This window comes from Ruegeria sp. CE8, assembly GCF_056537465.1.
Genome location: NZ_JBQFRP010000003.1, coordinates 534,489 through 550,826, shown reverse-complemented (window position 1 = coordinate 550,826; position 16,338 = coordinate 534,489). Strand labels below are relative to the sequence as shown.

General features: G+C 54.5%; 16 protein-coding genes. 11 read left to right on the top strand and 5 right to left on the bottom strand.

Annotation, left to right across the window (positions count from 1 at the left end):
- On the bottom strand, window positions 1-603 hold a 603-nt coding region (locus ACR0AA_RS08410), incomplete at its 3' end, for a PepSY domain-containing protein (RefSeq protein ID WP_480755832.1).
- Window positions 604-796: 193 nt separating this feature from the next.
- Between ACR0AA_RS08410 and ACR0AA_RS08405 the strand changes: the two genes are divergently transcribed.
- The 11 genes from ACR0AA_RS08405 to ACR0AA_RS08355 all read left to right on the top strand — a co-directional run bounded on the left by ACR0AA_RS08405 (window position 797) and on the right by ACR0AA_RS08355 (window position 11,535).
- Window positions 797-1,912: a hypothetical protein gene (locus tag ACR0AA_RS08405; protein ID WP_480661903.1), complete on the top strand. Its 1,116-nt coding sequence runs from the start codon at window positions 797-799 to the stop codon at window positions 1,910-1,912.
- A 638-nt stretch (window positions 1,913-2,550) separates the two neighbouring features.
- The gene (locus ACR0AA_RS08400; RefSeq protein ID WP_480755831.1) at window positions 2,551-2,685 is read left to right on the top strand and encodes a hypothetical protein; all 135 of its coding nucleotides are present in this window, start codon (window positions 2,551-2,553) and stop codon (window positions 2,683-2,685) included.
- A gap of 358 nt (window positions 2,686-3,043) precedes the next feature.
- Window positions 3,044-3,226: a Flp family type IVb pilin gene (locus ACR0AA_RS08395; RefSeq protein WP_480661901.1), complete on the top strand. Its 183-nt coding sequence runs from the start codon at window positions 3,044-3,046 to the stop codon at window positions 3,224-3,226.
- A gap of 152 nt (window positions 3,227-3,378) precedes the next feature.
- Window positions 3,379-4,194 carry a Flp pilus assembly protein CpaB gene (gene cpaB / locus ACR0AA_RS08390; RefSeq protein ID WP_480661899.1) on the top strand — a complete coding sequence of 272 codons (816 nt, stop codon included), beginning with the start codon at window positions 3,379-3,381 and terminating at the stop codon, window positions 4,192-4,194.
- A 36-nt stretch (window positions 4,195-4,230) separates the two neighbouring features.
- The gene (locus tag ACR0AA_RS08385; protein WP_480661897.1) at window positions 4,231-5,712 is read left to right on the top strand and encodes a pilus assembly protein TadG-related protein; all 1,482 of its coding nucleotides are present in this window, start codon (window positions 4,231-4,233) and stop codon (window positions 5,710-5,712) included.
- Window positions 5,709-6,200: a TadE/TadG family type IV pilus assembly protein gene (locus ACR0AA_RS08380; RefSeq protein ID WP_480661895.1), complete on the top strand. Its 492-nt coding sequence runs from the start codon at window positions 5,709-5,711 to the stop codon at window positions 6,198-6,200. The genes ACR0AA_RS08385 and ACR0AA_RS08380 overlap by 4 nt, the downstream gene beginning before the upstream one ends.
- Complete coding sequence (locus ACR0AA_RS08375) at window positions 6,197-6,835, top strand: TadE/TadG family type IV pilus assembly protein (RefSeq protein WP_480661893.1); 639 nt, start codon at window positions 6,197-6,199, stop codon at window positions 6,833-6,835. Before ACR0AA_RS08380 ends, ACR0AA_RS08375 begins: the two co-directional genes overlap by 4 nt.
- Window positions 6,836-6,846: 11 nt before the next feature.
- Window positions 6,847-8,052, top strand: a complete 1,206-nt coding sequence (locus tag ACR0AA_RS08370; protein WP_480661891.1) for a CpaE/TadZ family protein — start codon at window positions 6,847-6,849, stop codon at window positions 8,050-8,052.
- A gap of 49 nt (window positions 8,053-8,101) precedes the next feature.
- On the top strand, window positions 8,102-9,502 hold the full coding sequence (locus tag ACR0AA_RS08365; RefSeq protein WP_480661889.1) for a TadA family conjugal transfer-associated ATPase: 1,401 nt from the start codon (window positions 8,102-8,104) through the stop codon (window positions 9,500-9,502).
- Between the two features lie 12 nt (window positions 9,503-9,514).
- Window positions 9,515-10,543, top strand: coding sequence for a type II secretion system F family protein (locus tag ACR0AA_RS08360; RefSeq protein ID WP_480661887.1), 1,029 nt, complete (start codon window positions 9,515-9,517; stop codon window positions 10,541-10,543).
- 14 nt (window positions 10,544-10,557) lie between these two features.
- Window positions 10,558-11,535, top strand: a complete 978-nt coding sequence (locus ACR0AA_RS08355; protein ID WP_480661885.1) for a type II secretion system F family protein — start codon at window positions 10,558-10,560, stop codon at window positions 11,533-11,535.
- Between the two features lie 26 nt (window positions 11,536-11,561).
- On the opposite strand, the gene ACR0AA_RS08350 is transcribed toward ACR0AA_RS08355, so the two are convergent.
- From ACR0AA_RS08350 to ACR0AA_RS08335, 4 genes are all read right to left on the bottom strand, one after another.
- Window positions 11,562-12,053: an A24 family peptidase gene (locus ACR0AA_RS08350; RefSeq protein ID WP_480661883.1), complete on the bottom strand. Its 492-nt coding sequence runs from the start codon at window positions 12,051-12,053 to the stop codon at window positions 11,562-11,564.
- The gene (locus ACR0AA_RS08345) at window positions 12,053-12,799 is read right to left on the bottom strand and encodes a helix-turn-helix transcriptional regulator (protein WP_480755830.1); all 747 of its coding nucleotides are present in this window, start codon (window positions 12,797-12,799) and stop codon (window positions 12,053-12,055) included. The genes ACR0AA_RS08350 and ACR0AA_RS08345 overlap by 1 nt, the downstream gene beginning before the upstream one ends.
- A 525-nt stretch (window positions 12,800-13,324) precedes the next feature.
- Window positions 13,325-14,182 (bottom strand): class I SAM-dependent methyltransferase, encoded by an 858-nt coding sequence (locus ACR0AA_RS08340; protein ID WP_480661879.1) that lies wholly within the window; start codon window positions 14,180-14,182, stop codon window positions 13,325-13,327.
- Window positions 14,183-14,207: 25 nt separating this feature from the next.
- Window positions 14,208-16,250 carry an ASKHA domain-containing protein gene (locus ACR0AA_RS08335; protein WP_480661877.1) on the bottom strand — a complete coding sequence of 681 codons (2,043 nt, stop codon included), beginning with the start codon at window positions 16,248-16,250 and terminating at the stop codon, window positions 14,208-14,210.
- Between the last annotated feature and the right edge of the window lie 88 nt (window positions 16,251-16,338).

Below are 16,338 nucleotides of genomic sequence, written 5' to 3'. Positions count from 1 at the left end.
GCCACCGGAGTTCCCGTTGCCACCGGAGTTCCCGTTGCCACCGGAGTTCCCGTTGCCACCGGAGTTCCCGTTGCCACCGGAGTTCCCGTTGCCACCGGAGTTCCCGTTGCCACCGGAGTTCCCGTTGCCGCCGGAGTTCCCGTTGCCGCCGGAGTTCCCGTTGCCGCCGGAGTTCCCCCTATTGTCGGAATTGCTCCTGCTACCAAACGCATTCGGGCTTCTGTTGGCGTTCCTGGCAATTGAAGCGGCGCTTTGCGCATTACCCGGCGAGGATTGTGCAGCTTTCGAAATCTGACGGCCGACATTAGACCGATTGGAAACGACGACCCCGGTTTTCGCGTTGACAATCACGCTCTGAATCACTCCATCAGGCTTTTTAACGAGAATTCGGTAGTAGATTTCGTCCGTTTTAAAAGCCCGGGCGTCAACCGGGGTTCCGCCGAAAACTCTCTCCACACCCTTGATGACCCGCTTCAAGCGGATGGCTTGTCCTGATGTGGTCGCCTTGCGGAGTTCCGACTGCCTCAATTCCTGGGCGTCGGCATGCACGTCTCCAGCAACGAAGAAGGACACCAGGCAGGCAAGTATTAAGAGCGTTTTCATATTCTCTCTTTGCACGAAACTATCCGATCAAACTCTACCCGTCGCAATGTGAACCCCAGGTGAACGACCGGTTTCGCGGTCGTTCATCTACGTTGCCGTCAACTAAAGAGGTTGTTTGGTGATTCGGCTCAACCACTCGTTGGGCTCCGAGACTAGAAGAGAAAAAAGGTCCAATTTTGGCATTGGGGGAGTGATGGGAGTTAAATCGTCCTGCTTTTTGAAAGCGACTACCATCGTTATCGCCCTTTTGGGGGGCGCGGCAGTTGTTTCAACTGTTGCGGCCCCTGATTTTGCTTTCGCTAAAGAGGGCAAAGGAAACGGAAATGGCGGCGGGAAGGGGAACGGAAACTCCGGCGGCAACGGCAACGGAAACTCAGGCGGTAATGGAAAAGGAAACTCTGGCGACAACGGAAATGCCAGTCGTGAGGCCAAAGGTAACGGTGCAGGCAAAGGCATCGGAGCTGGCAATAGTAAGTCGAAATCCGTGGCCGGCAGTAGAGGCGACCTGCAGAAAGGTAAGAAAACGTTAGCTGGCAAATCAAATCTCGGACGTTCGAAATCGACACGTAATAGAGACAATGTCCTTGAGAGAGTTGAATTGTCTCTGAGGGAAGTTTTTGGAGGAAAAAAAGCAAGGCAAAAAACGACAAAGCCTCAATCTCACTCCACTGGCTCAACCAAAGTGCGCCGCACAGTTGAAAAGAGAACGCTAGTAACGACTTCAACTCGACCTGAAGCCCGGACAATCAAACATGAAATGGCATACGTGCTTGGAGCACATCCATCCGAGTTGGGTGCGTTGAACGCAGCTCATGCCAGCGAAAACGCGCTACGCAATGCGGCGCCTAACTCGCGTGTCGGTCGTATCGCGACCTACCGGGATACCGTAATTGAAGGCGACGAACTGCGTGACGAATTAGCTGACAGAGAGGACTTCCTCGCGGGGCTGCAAGAACCGGAGCGACCAATATCGGAGATTGAAGATGATCTTAAAGACGCCGTGACGGACGTTCGTGAAAACAGAGATCGCGTTCAAGAACTGGAAGAAGCATTCGAAACTGATCCATCGCTCGAGGATGAGCTCAATCAGGCCAAAGAAGAACTGGCGGACTCAGTCGAAGTTGCCAGGGATTTGAGGGACGAAAGAAGGGCGGCCGTAGAGTACGAAGAGACGGTTCAGGAAGTAGAGGATCTGGCAGAGCAAGTAGAGGATCAGGAGGTCCTTGAAAGGGAAGCACTTGAAGAAGCTGCCAACAAGCCGGTTACGGACGAGGTCGAGGCTGCCGTAAAGGAGCTGTTGGGTATTTAATCAGAACAACTTAACAGTGTAAAAAGTTAGCGCAGTTTTTAAGGCGAATCTGTTATCAGAAGTACCAACCGCAAAATCGGATTTTTTTGATTTTGTCTTTCTTTTTAAGTATTATTTTATGTGTCTCGGGTGCTGTTCTGCCCCAGTGATATCAAGGACAAGTAAATCATAAGCTCGCCAAATCCTAAAGTGATTTGGGAATTTATTAGTTATGGTTCAGAGATTTTCTGACTCGCTGCCCTGAGCCACTTGTTGTTTGCGATCTCAAGAAACGCGACGTCTACCGGAGGAAAGTCGGAAAGCTTCGACGTGTTCGCAATCCTTTGCTCCTCCAGCAATTTGAGTGGAGGAACCGACCGGCTAGTCTGCTTGTTTGGCGTGGCATGTTTGACAATAGTTTTGTTCATGCATCCCCCTCTTAGAGGTCTGGAAAACTACTTCACGACGTTCGCTTGTGCTCATTATGGTGGATCGTGCTTTAATGTAGTAATAACAAACTGTTAAACTATTATTCATCTTGCTTTATACTGCTGGATTGCAGCGTTCTCAAAGCACATTTCACGCCGGTTGGTTGGCGGATCTCAAGTGCAGGAAATCTTCGACAGACAAACATGAACGCAATTCGCACGTGAAAAGTCTTGCGGGGATATCGTTCCGATAAGGAACTGCTGTGCGTTGGTGGTGACGTTGTTCGTTCACCCAGGGAAGAGGTCGATGTTGCCGACAAAGTCGCGCTTTCGTGGGTCGGTCTGGATCTGCTGATCCTTTGGTAGGGATCCGTTTGCCTTGGGGGGAAGGAATGGGGTCGTTTTGCTTTCCGTTAATGTGGTGGTGCGACTAAAGAGGTCGAACTTTCTTCGATCGCATTTAAAGGGTGTAGACATAAAACTCCACGAGAGAGTGAATTGGGTTTTGATGGGTTTGTGAATTTGATGTTTTTAAATTTGGATCGAATGGAGTTATCTAAAAACTTATTCGAGACGAAAAGAAAACACTTTTAGCGGGAAAAAGTTTTTGTTTGGGGGGGCGTTGGTGCGGCCCGCGCTTGTTACAGATTCAACAGGCTAGGGGGAAAACCTCGAGTCTGTGCGCAGTCCGCGCATAGTCAAAAACAGACTGGAGAAAAAAATTATGTTGAATGGAATTCGTAAGATCTTCGTACGCCTTCGCCGTGACGAAAGCGGTGCAACGCTGGTTGAATACGGCATCGCGCTGTTTGTTGCGATTGCGGTTGGCGGCTTTGTGCTGACCGACCTCGGCGCAGAAACTCTCGCGAACTTTACTGCAGCGGATGCAGCCGCGACCCGTCCGTAAACTGGAATTTTGTTCGGACTTTAACTTTCTTGCCTCCCCGTTGAGTTGCGGGGGGGCAAGACAGAGAAAATATCCAGAGAATTTATTTGTTGTTCGTCGCGCAAACGCAGGTTCAGCAAGTCGGTCCGTAGCCCTGAGTATTGGAGGATACAATGCGTTTGAAATCGTTAATGATGACCATTTTGGGGGTTGGGCTAGCTGGCGGTGCAGTAATGTTGGCCCAAGAGCAAATTCGGAACAGCCAGGTCAATGCCGATCCGACGATCGTGCGTGTTGTGGCCGTGGCCGAAGCAATCCCATTTGGCACGCCGATCGAAGGCTACAAGTTGACGACCATCGACTGGCCATCGGAGTCAGTTCCCGCAGGAGTTTTTACAAGTTTCGATGATGTGCTTCCAGCAAATGGCGGGGAGCCTCGCCGGGCCAAACGTGCTTTGGCACAGGGCGAGTTGTTGCTGGCTTCGAAAGTCTCGGAATTTGGGGAAAAAGTTACTATCGTTCAAACACTTGGCGAAAACAATAGGGCCATGGCCATCAATGTTGATGCCCAGACTGGTGTTGGCGGGTTTGTGACACCTGGTGACTTCGTCGACATTGTACTGACCCGAGGCAAGAACGAAGAATTGCGGGCGGTGACAATCCTGCAGAACATCCGGGTTGTTGGCGTCGATCAGACAGCTGACGAAGAATTGGACGAACCCGGTATTGCGCGCACTGTGACAGTCGAGGTGACGCCGGAACAGGGCCAACGACTGGCGCTGGCGCAAAAGGCCGGGCAACTCAGCCTGTCGCTGCGTTCCTTACAAACCGTCGAAGACGAGCCCCTAGAGGCTATTCGACTGAGTGACATCCTGCTTGAGAAATCTCCGGTCGTTGACGGAGCACCGAAACCGATCGTCAAGGTGCGCCGTGGGACGTCCGAAATTCAGGAAGTACCGGTCGCCACAAACGAGACCCGCACAAATTGATTTATTTCGCAGTTCATTGGCAGAAAGGTTGAGGGCATGTTTTCTCCGCGCAAATTCAAGAGAGACGAAGAGGGGACAATTCTTGTCTTTGTCGGGATTTGCATGGTGGTCATAATGGGAATGGCGGCTCTGACGTTCGACTTGGGACGTTTGGCCTCGACCCAAACTGATCTTCAGGCTTACACGGATCACGTAGCCTTGGCCGCGGCCGGAGAACTGGATGGCAACAATGACGCCATTACTCGGGCGACCAACGCTGCCGAGAACATGATCGAAGATACCCAGTTCTTTGCGGACGGTAGCCAGGACCTTGGTTCAGCCGCGGATTTTTCGCTGCGGTTTTTGACCGGACTGCCGTCACCTGACGATGATCCGAAAGACGAAGATTCGGTTGCGGGCTTCGCAACAACCGACCCGGCGCGTGCTGTAATGGTCGAGGTCACGGCAACACCCAGAACCGTCTTTCTGCCCTTCGGGCGTGCGTTGGCTGATTTGTTGGGCGTCACCCGACCGAACGAGGATGTGAACGCGGTCGCGATCGCTGGTTACACGCAATATGCCTGCGATGTGACACCATTGATGTTTTGCATCCCACCCAACTGGACAGCAGATGCAAACGAAGGTGCTGCGATCAAGTTGCGCACGGGCGGAAACAACTCTGCTTGGGGGCCTGGAAACTTTGGGTTCCTTGATCCGACGGATATTGGCATCAACCCGAATGGCCCTTGTGCCGGGGAAACCGGTGCCAGGCTCTACATTTGCCTGATCGCCGCGCATGGCAACTTGACGCAATGTGTTTCGCAGCGCGGCGTCGACACTGAGCCCGGACAGCGGAACGGGATCGGCAGTGCGATCTACAACTCGCGCTTTGACCTATTCCATTCGACCATGAGCAATCTGAGAAATGATCCTGCGTATTCGCCTGGCCCTCAGGTTATCGCTGGGTGGGAAAACACAGGTGGAAGCTGCCTGAATAACAACCCTACGGTTTCAAGCGACTCAATGCCTTTTCCGCCGGATGACTGCTTTGCGTCCGGTTCATGCGCCCACGGCGGCCGGTTTGGCGATGGCGATTGGTCGTCCGGGCGGACTGCATATCTGGACATGAACTATGGCGACGGTCCTGATGGCAGTCTGACGCCGCATCCATTGGGCGACCCAAGCGGAACCACGCGGTACCAGATGTATTTGGACGAGGTTGGCAGGTCTGCGGGGGGCAATATTCTTTCTGACCGCAGTGAAACGGGTCGCCCTCAATGCGCCAGGGAGACTCTGGACGATCCGGATCGCCGGACCTTCATTGCAGCCGCCATAGATTGTAACGCTAACCCGGTCTCTGGCCGCGCAAGGGATGTACCGGTCAAAGAATTCGTTAAGGTCTTTCTGATCCAGCCGTTGGAACAGTCCTCCGGCACTGATTTCGATATTTACGTTGAAGTGGTGGAACAGGTTGGCGGCGGTGTCGGCAGCAGCAGCGACGATGGCATCTTCCGCGATGTTGTGAGGCTGTACAGATGAAAAAACTGACCACGCTCGTAACCCGTATGAAACACTGTGAATCCGGCGCGCCTATGGTCGAGTTCGGGATGGTGTTGCCCCTGATCCTGCTGTTCTTCGCTGTGATCATTGAAGGTGGGCGCATTACATGGATCCATCAGGCAGCCGCTGCCGGAGTACGCGACGCTTCTCGCATGATTGCCCGAATTGCGCCGATTGACGCGTGCACTTCAGGCGGCGTCGGAGGGTATGACGGGATGGCAACGACTATTGTCGAAAACCAGTTGGGCGGGTCGTCGATCATGCCACATGGCACAACCGTCATTGATGTGACACCCACATGTGTCTCGCGGTCTGGCGCGTACAGGGTCGATCCGACCTCGATTGTCGAAGTTACGGCTGAGATCCAGATCGACTATCTGTTCGGCAACATGTTCAGCTTGTTTGGGGCAGGGCTTGGGCCGCTCACCACGGAAATTTCCGATCAAAGCAGGATTTTCGGGGTATGAGACATCTGACGCATATCATCCGATCGTTCTGGCGTAACGAGAAGGGCGGCGCTCTGGTAGAGCTTGGGATGGTGATCCCACTGTTCCTGGTCCTTATCTTCGGCATACTCGATTATGGCCGCCTGTATTGGTCAACGACTATGGCGCAGAAAGCCATGCAGGTTGCGTCGCGATTGGCAACTGTTGGTCCTCCACTTTGTGGCGCATTGCCCCCTGACCACGAATTGTCCAGTTCGGCACCCGCAAACACGCGGTTTGGTGCCTTGTGCCGCAGTGGTAACATATGTGCAGTTCCTAACCTGCCTCCCCCGTGTCAACTCGACACGTCGATGGCCTATGGCGAACGCATTTGGGATGAAATCGAAATGCTTCTGCCACCGGGCTCAACCGCAGCAAACGTGCAGTTCACCTATTCTCACGACACCCGTCTGGGATTTCTCGGGGGGCCTTATACGCCTGTAGTGACGGCGGAAATCGTGGATCTCGAGTTCGATTTTGCGCTGCCTCTGGGACCCCTGGCTGCATTGGCTGCAAGCGATCCGTCAATCACCTCAAGTAAACTGAACACTATTTCAATCCCTGCAATGAGTACATCGGTACCGGCCGAAGATTTGGCCGTCGGGGCCGTTGAGTAAGGAGTAAGATCATGAGTGCCAAACAGATTTCAGTTTTGTTGATTTCGCCGGACGAGCAAATCTATTCGGCAATCGAAGGATCTCTTGCCGGACAGGCCAACTGCCGCTTTACCGGTCGTCAGGATACCGTAAGCGGGGTTAACGGTGCTGCGGTTTCGCTTACGGCCCGTCACGATGTCGTTCTGTTTGATGTCGATGATCAGTCAGACGACCTGATGCAAACGGCGCGCACGATCTGCGACGCCAGAATGCCGAACGCCATCATCATTGCGCTGGCATCCGAAGATCTTCCATTGGAAAAAGCGCGCCAGCTTAGGAAGCTTGGTGTGGACGACGTGCTGCCGCGAACAGCGATCAACGAGGAAATCGTTCCTCAGCTCGATGAAATTCGCGCCCGTCGTCAAGCGCAGTTGCCTGCCCTTTGGGGAGGGCAGGCAACACAAGGCAAAGTCATCGCCGTTGCAAAATCTCGCGGTGGCGTAGGATCGTCGATCGTTGCTGCCAACATGGCAAACGAGCTGCAGTCGAAAGAGGGGTTCTTCAAGAAGAAAGCCACGAATGAGGTCGCACTTGTGGACCTAGACTTCCAGTTCGGCTCGCTTGCCGCGTTGATGGATGTGGAGGAAAGCGACGCAATGTGGCGAATGGCGATGGAAGAAAGCATTCCGGATGCTGCGTTCCTAGAACAAGCCATGATCAAGTCGCCATGTGGTGTGGATGTTCTTTCAGCCCCGTCGCGGTTCGGTCCGCTAAGCGCGGTGAAAGAAGAACAGATTGCCGCGATTTTGGACTGTCTCAAGCGCAGCCATGACTATGTGATCGTTGATCTGCCGCGTGCGTTGGTCGAGTGGATTACGCCCGTCCTGAGCCAGGCAGATCGCTTGTACCTTGTCACGGACGTAGCAGTGCCGTCGGTTCGGTCGGCGCGAAAGCTGATAGATTTTTACCAGTCCGAGAATCCAGCGCTGGAAATTCAGCTTGTCGCGAACCTTGAGAAAAAGCCGATCATTCCTGCGGCGCATCATCGCGCAGCCGCGAAACTGCTGGAGAGGGATTTCGCGTTCTGGGTTCCCAAGGATGATCGGACCGTGCGTGAGGCGGTCGACCGAGGTGTCCCGCTGCAGGACGTATCGAACCGGGCTCCCTTGACCCGGGCAATCAGGAAGCTGGCCCAACAGACAACTGCCGCTTTGCCTCCGCGTGTCGTGCATCACTGAGGCAACATTCAAGTTTGTGACGGTTATAGAATAAAAAGGGTAAAAAGATATGTTCCGTGAATTCGACAGAACAGGGCGCTCAGGACCAAAGACAGCAACAGTTGTGCCGTTGGGCGCGAGGCAATTGGTCGACCAAGAACCTGCAGAGGTCACCGCTTTTGAGGCCGAGAAGCTTGCCGCACAGCGCGACATGGAGGCGGACCGGATCGACCTGAAGGCGCGGATGCACAATTCGCTTTTGGACAAGCTCAACCTCGCGGTTATCGAGAAGGTCGAAGAAGAAACGCTGCGCGGTGAGATTGGCAAACACGTGACCGAACTGTTGCGGGCGGAAGGCCGCGCGATGCGCAGCGAGGAAGTTAAGCTACTGGTCGAAGAGTTGATGCATGAGGTTTTGGGGCTAGGGCCGTTGGAGCCTCTGCTGGCGGATCCGACCATCAACGACATCCTGGTGAATGGGCATAAACAGATCTTTGTCGAACGTTCTGGGATTCTTGAGAATACCTCGGCCAGATTTAGGGACGAGCGTCACTTGCTGCGGATCATCGACAAGATCGTAAGCCGCGTTGGGCGCCGTATCGATGAACGTCAGCCTTGGGTGGACGCGCGTCTGGAAGACGGTAGCCGCGTCAACGCAATCATTCGCCCATGTGCCTTGGATGGGCCGGCGCTGTCTATCCGGAAATTTGCCCGGATACCTCTGACAATGGAACGTTTGATCAAGAACGAGGCTTTGAACGACAGTGCGGCAGCCTTACTTCGCGGTTTGGTTGAAGCCAAAATGAACGTTCTGATCTCTGGCGGGACCGGTTCCGGTAAGACGACAATGTTGAACGCGCTGTCCTCCTACATCAGCCCCCGCGAACGGATCGTGACGATCGAAGACGCCGCTGAACTTCAGCTGCAGCAGGAACATGTTCTACGAATGGAAACCCGGCCAGCAGGCCTGGATGGAACCGGCGCGGTTGCGCAACGGGATCTGGTCCGGAACGCTCTGCGCATGCGTCCGGATCGCATCATCGTCGGCGAAGTTCGTGGATCTGAGGCGTTCGACATGCTTCAGGCGATGAACACAGGCCACGACGGCTCCATGACAACCGTTCACGCCAACAGTCCTAGAGATGCGCTGTCGCGTGTCGAACAAATGGTTCAGATGGGTGGCATCGAACTGCCCCATGCGGCCATCCGGGCGACCATTGCGTCGGCCATTCATTTTGTTCTTCAGCTCAATCGTTTGTCCGATGGCACGCGCCGCGTCACGTCCATCGCTGAAATTACGGGGATGGAGGGCAATATCGTCACGATGCAGGATATCTTCGTCTTCAAGCGCGAGGGCAAGGATGAGGCCGGGAACATTCTGGGTAAGTTCATGCCAACCGGCATCCGCCCAAAGTCAAGCGACGCCTTGGCCGCAGCTGGCGTCGACCTGTCCAACGTCAAGTTCAATTGAGGAGGGCAGAACATGTTGGAAGAAATTCGGTCCTACCTACCAAACGTGAACCTCGATGTGCTCATCGGGCCCGAAATGGAGATAGCCGGTTTTGACGGGCGGTTTGTTATCTCACTGCTCATCTTCATCGGTGCGCTAATTGCGTTTGAGGGTATTCGTCAGTTTCTGAAACGCGGCGAAAACAGGGAAGAAGCTATCAACCGCCGCATTCAGATGCTCAACCAGGGTAAATCGGGCGAGGATGTGCTGGATCTGCTGAAACCGCAGGAAGCCAAGCCTTTCATGAAGTCATTTCCTTTGGTCGGTGACTTGCCAGGAGCTTTGGCTGCTGCAGGCTTGACCATGTTGCCCGAAATGTTCCTGCTGGGATGTGGTGCGGCTTTCCTGATTTCGGCGATTGGTGGCTCAATGGTTGCTGACCCAATGAAAGTCGTTCCGATCTGTGCGCTGTGTTTCATCGTTTTGCCTTTGATCTTTTTGGGTGAAAACCTGAAGAAGCGGAAAGCAGCTCTGATTAAGCAGCTTCCTGACGCGCTGGACTTGATGTCTCGGGGATTGAAGGTCGGTCACCCTTTGAACACGACTTTGCAGAGCGTTGCCAACGAGATGCCAGACCCAATCGGTACCGAGTTTGGTCTGGTCGTCGATCAGGTTGCGTACGGTGAGGAATTGACCACCGCCATCAGAAATATGGGCGAGCGCGTCGAGGAAGAAGATATACAATACCTCGCGGTCGCACTGACGATGCAACACGGGACCGGGGGTGATCTGGCTGGTATACTTAGGACTCTGGCCAGCGTGATCCGCGCCCGGATGTCGCTGCGCAGAAAGATCAAAGCGATTTCGGCCGAGGGTCGGATGACGGCGTACATCCTTTCTCTTATCCCGGTCGGTATCGCATTGGTCATGACCATTATGACGCCGGAATATTACGGCAGCGTTATGCACTATCCCGTGTTCTGGCCGGTAATGAGTGCCATTGGCGTAGCCATCGTGCTCAACGCCATCATTTTGTTTAAGCTTGTCAATTTCCGGATCTGAAGAGGAGAGTGAAGATGGAGTACTTGAACACGTTCCTCGATAGTGGTTTCAACTCTCAGCTGTTGATCTTCGCGCTTGTTGCTGTGGGTGCAATTATCGCATTTTTCGGTATCTCTTCCTCTTTGAGCGAGCGTTCGACCGCGGCAGAGCGGATGATTCCCAAGCGACAGCGTCAGAACCTTGCTCGGCTTGTTCCAGATAATGTAGAGGGCGAAGAACCAACGGGCTTGAGCGCCGCTCTAATTCCAAGCGATGCTAGCCTTAGGCTGGAAGTCGGCCAGGTTCTTGCGCGCGCAGGGTTTCGTGGCAAAAACGCAATCGCAAACTTCTATTTGACCCGTTTAGGCCTGGCAACGTTTCTGCCTTTGGTATTCATGGTCCTGCTTTATTGGCAGCCTTCCAACAGTGCCGGTGCCCGTATCGCTGACTACGTGGCCGGACTTAACGCTTTTGAAATTCTGAGAAATCTGGGGATTCTATGTGGTATCGGGTTCTTTGTCCCTCAATTTTGGATGAACTCCCGCATCAAAGAACGCAAGCGCCGGATGGAAAACGCGTTTCCCAACATGCTGGATCTGCTTCAGATCGGTATCGAGGCCGGTATGGGGTTTGACCAAGCCTTGTTAAAAGTTGCGGTGGATATGCAAACCGTTTCCCCTGAAATGTCCGAAGAGATCTTAATTGCTCTGAGTGAAATTCAAGCCGGACGCGATCGGGAAATTGCGCTTATGCGCATGGCGCGTCGCACGGGGATCGACGAGATGAGTTCTTTCGTTAGTGTCGTCTTGCAGTCAACCCGGTTTGGCGTACCGCTTTCAGCGGCGCTGACCACCTATGCCGAGGAAATGCGTGAGTTGCGAGAACTTCGCGCCCAGGAAAAAGCCAATAAGTTGCCGGTGCAGATGTCCGCAGTTATGGCAAGCCTGATGCTGCCCTCCATTGCTGGTCTGATACTGGCGCCAATCGTTATACGTTGGGTGGAGACGTTCTGATATTGGATTGGCCGGGCAGCAAACGTTTATGGGAAAGTAACGTAGACAGACAGGCCGGCCAGAATTAGTCCAGCGGACCCGATTGCTATTCCCATTGGAAATTTGTTGGACTGAATCGTTTCTACAAACGCCGGAGAAGGGTGTTTTACGGCTTTTCGGAGCAGGGCCAGGGAGAACAAGCCTATCGCCATCGAAAACGACAGTAAAATCATATAGGTGGAGATGGCTGGTAAAGGCACAGCCAAAAACACTATGGGAAGTATTTTAGCGTCGCCACCGCCAAGCCAACCTATGACAAACAATCCTAGGCAAATTGAAAAGCACAATGCTGCGACCGCAAGGCGCGGAGGGATATCATTAAGTCCTAGAAAGGGCATTGTGATTACAAAGAGCCCGACACCTACTAAACAGTAGAAGTTAGGTATTCGAAAATGGATGAGATCCGTCCATGCGATGGCCACAAACAAGGGACAAAAAAGCCAAAGCGTTAACCAGCTTTGCCAAGGTACTTCCAGCATTACGCCTGCGCCTGACGTTGAATCCCATGCAATGCTTCGCGTTCCTCGAGGCTAACAAGGCGACGTGCTAAGTTATGAAAACTGTCATGCGCCGTTTTTGAATAGATATGCTTCAGGTGCGTTCTGACAGTTGCAGGCCCAATCCCAAGCTCTTCACCAATAGACTGTGAAGAAAGTCCGCGAGAAATGAGTACGCACACTCGCCATTCTGCCCGGGTTAGCCCGGCAGGATTATCCACGCTCATTATTAGCGCGTTTTCAGTTGGTTTTTTGAGTTTTACCAGCGATTGCCGCGACAACGCCTCGGTAATCAGGCCGGGACGGCGATTTTGGTAAATTTCAGACAGCTCTTCGGCGATAGCCTCGATGCCGACGCGGTACTCCTGCTCGCGGTCGCGGCGGAAATGCAATTCCAGGAAATCGAGCTCATGCCCCTTGTTGTCCAGGCAAAGAAAAAGGATGTCGTGCAGCTTTCGGTGGGACACCCAGTCCAGAACCAGAGAGGACATGTCTGCCGGGTCTTTTCCTTCTTCCAGGTAACTGAAAACTGATGCGCGCTTCGGTTTATTGCTGAACGGGCCCAATACATCGTTCGTGAAGGAAAGAAACAACGGGCGCTTGCTGTTTTGACTATGTCTATCGGCGCGGGCGGCTACTCTGTCAGACCCCTTGTTGAGCCACACACGACTGACAACGCCGCATTCTGCGCCAAACGCATCTATAATTGTTTCCAGTGCTGCGTCCAAAACGACTGCGCCTTGGCTCCACTGTATAAAATTTATCAATGCCTTAGTGTGTCGTGCGTTTGGAAACCACGCTCCACCTTGGCCAATCCCCAATCTCATATTGCACCAACTTTAACTCGTACAAACTCAAACTGTTCACCTATTACTTGGTGTTTGATTTTTGGCGCTCGAAGCCCTCATTAAGAGAGTACACGTTGCGTAAGAAAGTTCACTCAATTTGAGAATAACCGCTCGAATTCCAATCCGATTGTTTCGCTTAAGCGCACAATAGTGTTTGGAAAAAATAATTGAATTGCTCACGTGCTGAACGCCCGACGAGTCAGTAGACAAACTAGTGCTTATTTACCCGAGACATTGATCGCTAGATAGAAGCCTAATCACAATCCGTGCAGCGATGTTCAAGCAACTGGCAATACCCAATGTGACTCAATTGAACCCTGACAACTACGCCGTACCGACTCCAATTGATCTGTGGTTATTTAAAGCATGCTGCAACAGTAACATGGTGTACACGGCCAGTTCCAATCACTCGGATCGACGGGCCTGAAACAGATTGATTTCGGCAGGAATATGAACGGCGTCCCCGGTAGCATAGGGACAGAACGCGTTGGCAACGGAATGCTGAATCGCGGCTACATCCTCGGGCTGACCGTCGAAATGGGCGATGACGCGGGCCGCGGGGCCAACGCTGGTGCAAAGCTCTGCACAACCTTGCAGCGTTCCTTGAAAGTGCAGAGAAAGCGGCGCAGCCTCGACGCGAATGTCGGTCAGACCTGCCTGCGCCAGCAGCCCGCAGACGCGCTCCCGATCATGAAACGCTAGCGGGCCGGGAGCATTGCGGTCCACCTTTGGCGGGGTGCCAAGGCGTTCGGTTGCCGCGACGTGGGGCAGTTTAAACCATGGGTTCCCGGCCAAGGGACCCCAGGCGGCAAAGATCATCTGGCCGCCGGGCTTCAAAGCTCGGGCCATGTTTGCGAAGGCCGCCACGGTGTCCTCGAAAAACATGACACCGAAACGCGAGATCATGACATCCCGTTCACCCTCGGCGAATGGATGGGTTTGGGCGTCTGCGAATTGAAACGCGATATTCTCGGCGCCGGCATCGGACGCGCGACGTGCCGCGCGGTCTAGAAATTGCTGTGAAAAGTCTGCAGCCAGAACATGTCCGTCCGAACCGACGGCCCGGGATGCAGCGATTGAACTAGCGCCTGTGCCGCATCCGATGTCCAGCACGTGCATTCCCGGCTGAAGCTCTGCGCGCTCCAGCACGAGTTTCAGAACCGGGGCCATCAAATCGTCTAGCTGATCTTCATATGTCAGCCATTTGACCCCGGACGGAGATTTGCCCCAGTATTCAGCCTGTTCTTCGTTTGCTGTTTGCATGTCGCCCCTCCGTATTCAGGGGCGACTATGACCTCCTGCGCCGCCGACGACCAGATTTTTCTTCCGAACCGCCAGAGTTAAACGACGGGGACGGAAGAGTGACCACCTGGGCCAGTTCGGGGAAGGGATCCGTTTTGTGAGGAATCGCATTGGCGGCGACGAAGTGCTCTTGAAACTTCGGTTCGATGGCCGTCTCGACCTTGGTGATCTCACGCACAACTCGTTCGATTTCGGCACGGGAACCGATGTTGCACAAGGCGATCCGCGCGCCGGTGCCAGCGGCGTTACCTGCGCTCGAGACCTTGTCCAAAGGCGCATCGGGGATCATGCCCAGAACCATCGCGTGTTTGGTCGAGATATGCGCGCCAAACGCCCCGGCGAGGACAACGCGGTCGACGGTGTCGACCTCCATCTCATCCATCAGCAGCCGGGCACCGGCATAAAGCGCGGATTTGGCCAACTGGATCGCGCGAATGTCGCCCTGAGTGACTGTGATGCGCGGGCCACCCTCGGCGCTTGAATCGTGGATAAGGTAGGCATGGGTGCGGCCTTCAGGAACGCAACGGGTCGTGCCGGTTTGCTCGGCCGATCCGATCAGACCGCCTTCGTCAAGCAAGCCTGCGATGCGCATTTCGGCAACCGCCTCGATGATGCCCGAGCCGCAGATGCCGGTGATGCCGGTCGTTGCGACGTCCTGATCGAAGCCTTCCTCATCCGACCATTTCTCGGACCCGATGACGCGGAAGCGGGGTTCTTTCGTGACCGGGTCTATTTCGATCCGTTCAATGGCCCCCGGTGCTGCGCGCTGACCCGAACTGATCTGAGCGCCTTCGAATGCGGGGCCAGTGGGCGAGGAACAGGCCAGAACGCGACTGGTGTTGCCCAACAGGATTTCCGCGTTTGTGCCCACGTCGACGATCAGAACAAGGTCCTCGGATTTACCGGGCTCTTCGGACAGGGCGACAGCTGCACAATCCGCGCCGACATGGCCAGCGATGCAGGGCAGAATATAGACCTGCGCGCGCGGGTTCATCTTGGTCAGGTCCATCTCGCGCGCGGGCAGGGACATGCTTTCCGACGTCGCCAAAGCGAAGGGGGCTTGCCCCAGCTCAACCGGGTCGAGACCCAGCAGCAAGTGATGCATGACCGGGTTGCAGACGAACACGGTTTCCACGATTAACTCGGCGTCGATCCCGGCTTCCTCGGCAATCGACGTTGTCAGGTCGTTGATGGCCTCACGCACGGCTTTGGTCATCTCCTGATCGCCACCGGGGTTCATCATGGAATAGGAGACCCGGCTCATCAGGTCTTCGCCAAAGCGAATCTGCGGGTTCATCAGGCCCGAAGAAGCCTTGACCTCACCGGTTTCCAGATCGGTCAGGTGGGCAGCGATGGTGGTCGATCCGAGGTCGATCGCCAGACCATAAAGCCCGTGCTCATGCAGGCCGGGCCAAATTTCGACCACACGCGCCACGTCATCCTTGTGACCTTTGTGAACGGCGACGGTGACCTCCCATTTGCCTTTGCGCAGAACGGGTTGGAGTTTGGACAACAGCGACAGATCGGCGGTGACGGCGTCGATGTTCCATTGCTCGCGCAGGGCACGCTCAAGCCGTTCCAGATCCCCGGTGGGCGAGTGCATGTCGGGTTCTTCAACGACCACGAAGTACAGTCGAGTCGCCGGATCCATGGTGATGGCGCGCGCAGCGGCGGCCTTGCGAACGACCTGACGGTGCACCTGGCTTTCGGGTGGCACGTCGATCACGATGTCCCCCTGAACGGTGGCCTGACAGCCCAGACGGCGTCCAGTTTTCAAACCGCGCTTATCGTCATAGCGTTGCTCGACCGCGTTCCATTCGCTCAGCGCGTTTTCGGACACGGTGACGCCATGCTTGGGGAACTCACCATAGCTGGGCGTGATCTGGCATTTCGAGCAGATCCCGCGACCGCCACAGACAGAATCCAGATCGACACCCAACTGTCGTGCAGCGGTCAGAACCGGAGTACCCACGGGGAAGTGCCCGCGTTTGCCTGACGGGGTAAAGACGACAAGGGGGTCGGTGGTCATTTTTGGCCTGCCTTTTGTATTCGCGCGTATGCCGGGCAAGATATGGGTTTACGCGCAAAGGGAAAGCCATTCAGCGGCACGTTTTGCA

Bases quoted from the DNA above. Each gene is read 5' to 3' on its own strand.
- ACR0AA_RS08405 (WP_480661903.1), top strand. From the start codon at position 797: ATGGGAGTTAAATCGTCCTGCTTTTTGAAAGCGACTACCATCGTTATC.
- ACR0AA_RS08395 (WP_480661901.1), top strand. From the start codon at position 3,044: ATGTTGAATGGAATTCGTAAGATCTTCGTACGCCTTCGCCGTGACGAA.
- ACR0AA_RS08385 (WP_480661897.1), top strand. From the start codon at position 4,231: ATGTTTTCTCCGCGCAAATTCAAGAGAGACGAAGAGGGGACAATTCTT.
- ACR0AA_RS08360 (WP_480661887.1), top strand. From the start codon at position 9,515: ATGTTGGAAGAAATTCGGTCCTACCTACCAAACGTGAACCTCGATGTG.
- ACR0AA_RS08335 (WP_480661877.1), bottom strand. From the start codon at position 16,250: ATGACCACCGACCCCCTTGTCGTCTTTACCCCGTCAGGCAAACGCGGG.
- ACR0AA_RS08375 (WP_480661893.1), top strand. From the start codon at position 6,197: ATGAGACATCTGACGCATATCATCCGATCGTTCTGGCGTAACGAGAAG.
- ACR0AA_RS08350 (WP_480661883.1), bottom strand. From the start codon at position 12,053: ATGCTGGAAGTACCTTGGCAAAGCTGGTTAACGCTTTGGCTTTTTTGT.
- ACR0AA_RS08355 (WP_480661885.1), top strand. From the start codon at position 10,558: ATGGAGTACTTGAACACGTTCCTCGATAGTGGTTTCAACTCTCAGCTG.
- cpaB (WP_480661899.1), top strand. From the start codon at position 3,379: ATGCGTTTGAAATCGTTAATGATGACCATTTTGGGGGTTGGGCTAGCT.
- ACR0AA_RS08365 (WP_480661889.1), top strand. From the start codon at position 8,102: ATGTTCCGTGAATTCGACAGAACAGGGCGCTCAGGACCAAAGACAGCA.
- ACR0AA_RS08370 (WP_480661891.1), top strand. From the start codon at position 6,847: ATGAGTGCCAAACAGATTTCAGTTTTGTTGATTTCGCCGGACGAGCAA.
- ACR0AA_RS08380 (WP_480661895.1), top strand. From the start codon at position 5,709: ATGAAAAAACTGACCACGCTCGTAACCCGTATGAAACACTGTGAATCC.
- ACR0AA_RS08340 (WP_480661879.1), bottom strand. From the start codon at position 14,182: ATGCAAACAGCAAACGAAGAACAGGCTGAATACTGGGGCAAATCTCCG.